Below are 7,385 nucleotides of genomic sequence, written 5' to 3'. Positions count from 1 at the left end.
TTTTTTTGTTTTTTTTTTTTTTTTTTTTTTTTTGTTTTTTTTTTTTTTTTTTTTTGTTATTTTTTTTTTTTTTTTTGTGGGGGGGGGGGGGGGGGCCCCCCCCACAAAACCCTAAGGGCCAGCTTTTAGAAAGAATCAGTAGATCGCAGACAGCTTAGCGCCTCCCACGGGAGGCGCTAAGCTGTCTAAGTTTTAGCCTCTTAGTCTCTTAATATCCTTTAGTCTCTTACCCCGACCATGCTCCAATCGGGGCGAAGGTGCTTAGCTTGACGCAGGTAGGAGTGATGAATGCGAACGGCAGGTTCGGGAGTATTGACGTGAATAAGGCAGCGGATGCAGCGCTCCAAACTGCCTTCCACATACATTTGCTGTACATCTAGAAGGGCAACATTTTGCCAGTGGGGTCTTTCGCGGGCGATCGCCGCAGGGTAAACAGCATCCAGATCGCGGGTGGCGGAGAAGGTCACGCTGACAATATCGTCGGGATCAAGGAGATTGCGATCTTCTAATTCATTCAAAAGCTCGGTGACGGCTTCTCGAATCGCCTCCACTGTATTGTCTGAGGCTGTTGTTGCCCCCCGAATTGCCCGCACTTTCCAGCCCACGTTCAAGTCCTCCAGATGATTGTTATAGAGATCGCCATTTGCATATTACCCATTCCTGAGCTTGTCCCTGCATCAAGGGCGACGCATTAGGGGCGATACATCCACAAAGGTAGCCCATTCGTCGAGAGTTCAAACTCTAGCCAACTTGTCCCAGCCGCGATTTTTGAGCCAATTTGGCTACGACCGGGCAAAAAACGAGTCCAGCCGCTTTTTTTCTCGCCCAGCGTACAGCATTGGGTTTTTTCGGGATCAAGCCCTGCCAGTTCAGCAGCCCAGCGCCTTGCATCTTCCTCGGTGCCTAGGCGATCGACCATGCCTAGCGCCATAGCCTGCTGTCCGGTAAAAATCCGTCCGTCGGCAAAACTTTTGACGGTTTCGACCGCAAGATTTCTGCCTTCGGCAACGGTCTGGACAAACTGCTCGTAGCTGCTGTCGATCAGATCTTGCAAGATGATTTGTTCGGGATCGCTAAGGGGGCGATCGAATGCCAGAATATCTTTGTAAGGTCCTGATTTGACCACCTGAAACGAAACGCCGACTTTATCCAGCAGTCTCTCCAGGTTGTTCCCCCGCAGAATCACGCCAATGCTGCCCGTAATCGTGCCAGGATTCGCCATAATGTGGGTGGCTCCCATGCCGATGTAGACCCCGCCTGATGCCGAAATATTGCCATAGCTGGCGACAATCTTCATCTTTTCTCGCAGCCGCTTCAAGGCACTGTAGATTTCTTGGGAGTCGCCCACCGTACCGCCAGGGCTGTCAATGCGCAGTAGCAGCACCGGAAATTTTCTCTCTTCGATAGTCTTGAGGGCTTCTAGCACCTGCTTGCGGGTAGAGCCAGCGATCGCCCCCGTCACTTCAATGCGGGCAATCTGTTTGCGAAACCGAGGCTTAAAAGGCCAAATCATGCGCTGTCATCATCCGTAATGCGTTCTTTAGGTAATCTAGCTTACTTAAGGGATCAGGAAAGCTGTTTTTCAAGAAGGCTGCTTAAACACATCGGTTTAAGACATTTTTGGCGAGAATGGGCTATGACTGCCTAATCGGATTAACCTATCGAATCGACATTATGACGCAGCAAATACCGATCGTTCCCGCTAGCTCGTTTCCCGAAACGGCTTGTTCTGAGACTCAGCCCATTCGACTTCTGGTGCTGGATTTAGATGGAACGGTTGTGGGATCATCTAATCAAATTCGTCCGGCAGTGAAACGGGCGATTCAGGCAGTGCAGGCAAAGGGAGTGCAGGTGGCGATCGCCACAGGGCGCATGTATCGATCGGCTTTACGGTTTCATCAGGATCTGGATTTACATCTGCCGCTGATGAGTTATCAAGGAGCGCTGATCAAAAATCCTGCCGATGAAATAATTTCGCGGCATTTGACAGTTCCCAGAGAGTTGGCGCTGCAATTGCTAGATTATTTCGACCAGCCCGATCTGCGTCAGCGGCTGTCGGTTCATGCTTACATCAACGATCGCCTTTATGTCCGCGAACTTACCCCCGACTCCGTTGACTATGCCGAACGCAGCGATATTGAACCTAATGTGGCAAATCTGCACGAGGTGGTAGCTGAACAGGAGCCTACTAAGCTTTTGGCGCTGTGTGAACAGCCCGCGCTCATTGATCAAGTGTTGGATTCACTGCGCCAACGCTACAGCCCTGACCAGCTTTACTTCACGAAGTCCGTCGCCACCTTTTTTGAAGCGACTCATCCCGCTGCCAATAAAGGGAATGCTGTGCAGCATCTAGCCGAAAATGTCTTGGGATTGCGATCGGAAAATGTTATGGCGATCGGTGACAATTTCAACGATCTGGAGATGATTCAGTATGCAGGTGTAGGCGTGGCAATGGGCAGTGCGCCAGATGCCGTGAAAGCTTCTGCTAATTGGGTTGCACCGGATGTGGAATTGGATGGCGCGGTTGCGGCGATCGAGCAGTTCGTTCTAAGCCCTAAGCTTTAAGCCCTCAGCTCTAAGCCTAAGCAAAGCGTCCGCTATCCTTCATTCTTCAGACAAAAGCAAAAGTCGTCTAAAGTGAGCTGCCCCCCCAAGGCATGGATTGTGATGCGATGGATATTGGCGGCGCTTAAGACCAGTTGGGCGTTAGGGTGATTCGGTTTGTCAAAATTCTCTGCTGCTATCAAACCTGAGTCTTCCATCAGATCTGCCCCTAGCGCAAGGTTTGCACCCTCTGTTTCAGTGCGGGCGATCGCCTGATTCTCTGCATCAAATGCCGTTAGCACCGCCCGACGCGAACTCGTGACAAAACCGCTTACAAAGCTAGCGGGTCGTAAAAATGTGGCTTCTAAATAGCCATTCTTGGGAGCGCTCATGAGCACCATATTGCCTGAGTAAGCTGGATAGCTGGGATTAGAGGGGCTTATGGCGATCGTGTTGGCAAACACCACTCCCCAATCTGCAAACTGGCGATCGACGGACTCGAAGCACTGGAGACTTTCCATATCTAGCCGGATGCAAGTTACTGCCACACCTTGCTCTAAGCCCAAATCTATGGCTTGAACTGAGACTTGAACTGACTGAGGAGCCGCGCCGACTGTCTCTGCCAGATCAGCCCAGGCGGTCATTGGGCTAAATGGCGTAACAGGCTCTGCCCAGATATTTAATGATTCAACCATAGATCCCCCAATGGTATTCGCCGTTGTAAAAAAGCCTGATTGCCGCCCTCAGCTGAAGGACACCTGTGTTCGCCTGGGATCGCCGCTTGCAGTAGGTGGCAAAGATCGACTGAATCTCGATCTGAATAAACAGACTACAGCTGCATCAGCGATTCCTACAGCAGCAATTCTCACTCTCCAAAACAGGCAATTTAACAGGTTGAGTTAATCGCCAAGAACGTTGTACCACACCTTAAAAATGAGCCTGATGCTTCAGAACTCGGCTTGTGGCACTGTATTTTGGCATTAGTATTTTGCTATTAGCAATTTGGTATGAGCACTCCTGATATGGGCACCCCTGACATAATTAATGTGAATTAATTTCGGTCGATAGATCATCCAACAACTTTGTAACAGTTCTATAACGATCGTCACTCACGCCGCGTCAAGAACCAAACAGCGTCAAGAACCAAACAGATTGAAGCCTATAGCGTGGACTGGATTGCGATCGATCTTTCTACGCTAGCTTTCCCCATGCACCTAAACCAACCAGACTCGAAATGAGGTGATGCACTTCACTGAAATTATGACTGATTTAATCTTGAGAATGCGTTCAGCCTGCACAGTTCGTAATGTGATGGCAGCAGGTCAAAAGCTCTGAACTTCGATCGCTGGGCTTCGATCGTTTATAGTTTTGGTATAAAACGTAGCTCTTTGCTAGATACCTAGACTCAATGTGTCAAGATCTACGTATCAAGTTTTGCCGTGCCAGGAGGCTCATTGTTTAAGAAGCTCATTGTTTAAGAAGCTCATTGTTTAAGAAGCTCATTGTTTAAGAAACTATTTGTCAGGACTTAAACTCGCTTCACACCCTTTGCACCCGAACTTAGCACAATTTATAAAATCTTCACACTACTTCTGCGGCGAGGCAGTTTTTGTATGCTCCAACCCCCTGGTTTTAGTCAACAGTCGCTCACGACCAGTCTGGGTACTCTAACTTATTACAGCGCTGACCCAACCTTTTGGCATCAGACTCTCACAGATGCTCCGACACTGGTGTTTCTGCATGGGTTTGGCGGCGGCTCTTCGGCATACGAATGGTCAAAGGTGTATCCAGCCTTTGCGGTAGACTATCGCGTGGTTGCGCCCGATCTGCTGGGATGGGGGCGATCGGAGCATCTCGCTCGCAACTACCAGGTTGAAGACTATCTGACGACAATTAAGGAATTCCTAGAGCAGATTAGCACCCAACCTACTACAGTGATTGCCTCTTCTCTGACGGCGGCAATGGTGGTACGCGTGGCGATCGCCTATCCGCGTCTCTTCAAATCTTTGATCCTGACGACTCCTTCGGGTCTATCTGACTTTGAGAAAGACTACAGCCGCAGCTTTTTTGCGCAGTTGGTCAGCACCCCTGTCCTCGATCGCATTCTCTACAGCACGGGCTTAGCGACAAGTGGCGGCATTCGCAGCTTTTTAGAGAAGCGGCAGTTTGCCCGCTCTAATCGGGTGTCGCAAGAAATGGTGGATGCCTACCTCACTTCAGCGCAACAGCCTAAAGCTGAGTACAGCGCCCTTTCTTTCGTACGGGGTGATCTGTGTTTTGATCTGGCGGAGTATATGCCGAGATTGACCACGCCCACGGCAATCATTTGGGGCAAGCAGTCTCAGTTTACTAGCTACGAAATTGGGCAGCGGTTGGCAGAGCTAAATCCCAAGGCAATTAAGGCACTCGAAATCCTCGAAGATGTGGGATTAACGCCGCAGCTAGAGCTTCCGGCAGTCACAATCGGCTTAATTCGCAAATTTTTGACGATGCTTTAGAGGTCTGTCAAGTGTTAACTGACGTGCTGATGGGGATGAGGGATGAGTAGATGGGTGGATGGGAATCTCACCTACCCATCCACCCATCTACCCATCCACTCATAATAAGGGCGCAGGAATCTGGTAGAAGGCGATCGCGCTTTCCCAAGAAACAACCCGATTAGCCAGTTGGGTCATGGCTTTGCGAACGGTTTCCACCTCGCTGTGAGAGAGCGATCGGCTCAGGTGATCGCCATAGCTGGGGCGATCGCCTCCCGCACTAAACCAGCGGTCTAGCAGCGCAGGAGTCACGCGCAAATCAGTTGCATAGTGTTCAAGTTGCAGAGAGGCGGCTGGGGCAATTGCCTGAAACTGCTTCAGCAATTTATCGGCATCCCAATTCATCAGGGGATCGGCAGCATTGTGATAGATAGCTTCTTCGGCATCCTGAAGGCGCTGTAATAGCTTTTTTGAGAGGAGATTAGCTTCCAATAGACGGTAGAGCCGCTGGGTCTGGCGAGAGACGGTTTCAGCAAGCAGGAGCCGTCCGTCTGGGTGCAGCCAGGGGAGGAGCGATCGCACTCTTTCCAATTTGTCTTCTGCTGTGAGAACATTGCGTCCAATAATGCGATCAAATTTAATGCGATCGCATTTTAGATCATCCGCTAGCTGCTGAGGTAAATCTTGCAATGAGACTTGCAGGATAACAGGACGCGAGAGTTCTGGCAGCATTGTTGCCTGCTCCTGCAAAGCTATGGCATCGGCTGAATTCCAAACGCAAGAGTACACGCCGCCTTCCGGGACACGCCGTAAAGCCTCCCAGGTGAGCAAGCCGCTTCCTGCATTCAGGTCAAGAATGACATGATGGCGCTGTAGATGGGCGAGGGAAAAGAGGCGATCGCGCACCTCTCCCAACCTGGCTCCGGTCTGGCTCAAAGTTCGCTGAAGCCAGCGATCCATACCCGAATCCGTTGGGCTAAAGGTCAGGACTTCCGGTAGCGCCATCCCCTCTACCGCCGCCGCTAGCTGCGCCTCTCGCCGCTGTGCTACCTGCTGCTGAATCTGATTTTCGTAGCCGCGATCGCTGGGCTGATAAAACACCTGTCCCTGAAGGCTATTGGGCAAATACTGCTGCGCTATCCAATGCTCCCGATAGGAATGGGGATAGAGATAGTTTGCGCCATGCCCAAAACTATGTTTGTCTCGATTGGAGTCGCGTAGGGGGTTGGGCACCTCAGATTCTCGCTCTTGCTCTACGGAGGCTAGGGCATCAAAGAAGCCCATGACGCTATTGGATTTGGGGGCAGTTGCCAGGTAGAGGGCGGCTTGTGCAAGCGGATAGCGACCTTCGGGCATACCAACGCGATCGAAGGTTTCGGCACAGGCATGGACGATCACCACGGCATTCGGGTCGGCAAGCCCCACATCTTCTCCCGCCAAAATCAGCATCCGTCGGAAGATAAAGCGCGGATCTTCCCCGGCATAGACCATCCGCGCCAGCCAGTACAGTGCCGCATCGGGATCTGATCCGCGCAGGCTTTTGATGAAGGCGCTGATCGTGTCAAAATGCACGTCTCCTTCTTTGTCATACAGCACGGCACGCTGCTGAATCGATTCTTCCGCGATCGCCATCGAGATCTGAATCACGCCATCGGCATCGGCAGACGTAGTTTCTACCGCCAGCTCCAGGGCATTCAGCAGGGCACGGGCATCGCCATTGGCAACATTCACCAGATGGGCACAGGCATCAGCCTCTATTTGGACTTTGAGTTTGCCGTAGCCATGCTCCCCATCGTGCAGCGCCTGATCGATCACTCGCTCCAAATCCTTTTCCTGCAAAGGCTTGAGCTGAAAGATCCGCGATCGACTCACCAACGCCTTATTCACCTCAAAGTAAGGATTCTCGGTCGTGGCTCCAATCAAAATCACCGTGCCGTTTTCCACCCAGGGCAGCAAGGCATCCTGCTGGGCTTTGTTGAACCGATGCACCTCATCGACAAATAGAATGGTGCGCTGGCTGTACATACCCAGCTTTTCTTGAGCCGTGGCGATCGCCTCTCGAATTTCCTTTACTCCAGCCAGCACGGCGTTGATGGAGATGAAATGGGCGCGAGTGGTGTTGGCAATAATCCGAGCCAGGGTCGTCTTTCCGGTGCCCGGTGCCCCATAGAAAATCAGTGAAGAGATCTGATCCGCCTGAATGGCTCGACGCAGCAAGCGCCCTTGACCGATAATGTGATCTTGCCCGATAAATTCATCTAGCGATCGCGGTCGCATCCTTGCCGCCAGGGGCGCTTCGGTGTCGATGAGATGCTGGCGATGCTGTTCAAACAAAGACATAGCTACTGTTCAGGACGATCGCCC

At 51.4% G+C, this 7,385-nt stretch carries 6 protein-coding genes; 2 read left to right on the top strand and 4 right to left on the bottom strand.

Features of this window, described 5'->3' with window-relative positions; genetic code table 11:
- Positions 1–218: 218 nt before the first annotated feature.
- Both aroH and sppA read right to left on the bottom strand, forming a co-directional pair.
- Positions 219–605 carry a chorismate mutase gene (aroH, locus tag AC5JMP_RS18165; RefSeq protein WP_495852893.1) on the bottom strand — a complete coding sequence of 129 codons (387 nt, stop codon included), beginning with the start codon at positions 603–605 and terminating at the stop codon, positions 219–221.
- Between the two features lie 86 nt (positions 606–691).
- Complete coding sequence (sppA, locus tag AC5JMP_RS18160) at positions 692–1,513, bottom strand: signal peptide peptidase SppA (RefSeq protein ID WP_495852892.1); 822 nt, start codon at positions 1,511–1,513, stop codon at positions 692–694.
- A gap of 161 nt (positions 1,514–1,674) precedes the next feature.
- On the opposite strand from sppA, the gene AC5JMP_RS18155 reads away from it, so the two are divergent.
- A complete protein-coding gene (locus AC5JMP_RS18155; protein ID WP_495852891.1) occupies positions 1,675–2,565 on the top strand; it encodes a Cof-type HAD-IIB family hydrolase in 891 nt (296 codons plus the stop codon).
- Positions 2,566–2,597: 32 nt separating this feature from the next.
- On the opposite strand, the gene AC5JMP_RS18150 is transcribed toward AC5JMP_RS18155, so the two are convergent.
- Positions 2,598–3,239, bottom strand: coding sequence for a hypothetical protein (locus tag AC5JMP_RS18150; RefSeq protein ID WP_495852890.1), 642 nt, complete (start codon positions 3,237–3,239; stop codon positions 2,598–2,600).
- 918 nt (positions 3,240–4,157) lie between these two features.
- On the opposite strand from AC5JMP_RS18150, the gene AC5JMP_RS18145 reads away from it, so the two are divergent.
- Positions 4,158–5,042: an alpha/beta fold hydrolase gene (locus AC5JMP_RS18145; RefSeq protein ID WP_495852889.1), complete on the top strand. Its 885-nt coding sequence runs from the start codon at positions 4,158–4,160 to the stop codon at positions 5,040–5,042.
- 99 nt (positions 5,043–5,141) lie between these two features.
- Here the strand turns inward: AC5JMP_RS18145 and AC5JMP_RS18140 are convergent, their stop codons facing one another.
- Entirely contained in the window at positions 5,142–7,361 is a 2,220-nt protein-coding gene (locus tag AC5JMP_RS18140; RefSeq protein WP_495852888.1) for an AAA family ATPase, read from the bottom strand.
- Between the last annotated feature and the right edge of the window lie 24 nt (positions 7,362–7,385).

This window comes from Drouetiella sp., assembly GCF_059504425.1.
This window is presented reverse-complemented; position numbering and strand designations above follow the sequence as displayed.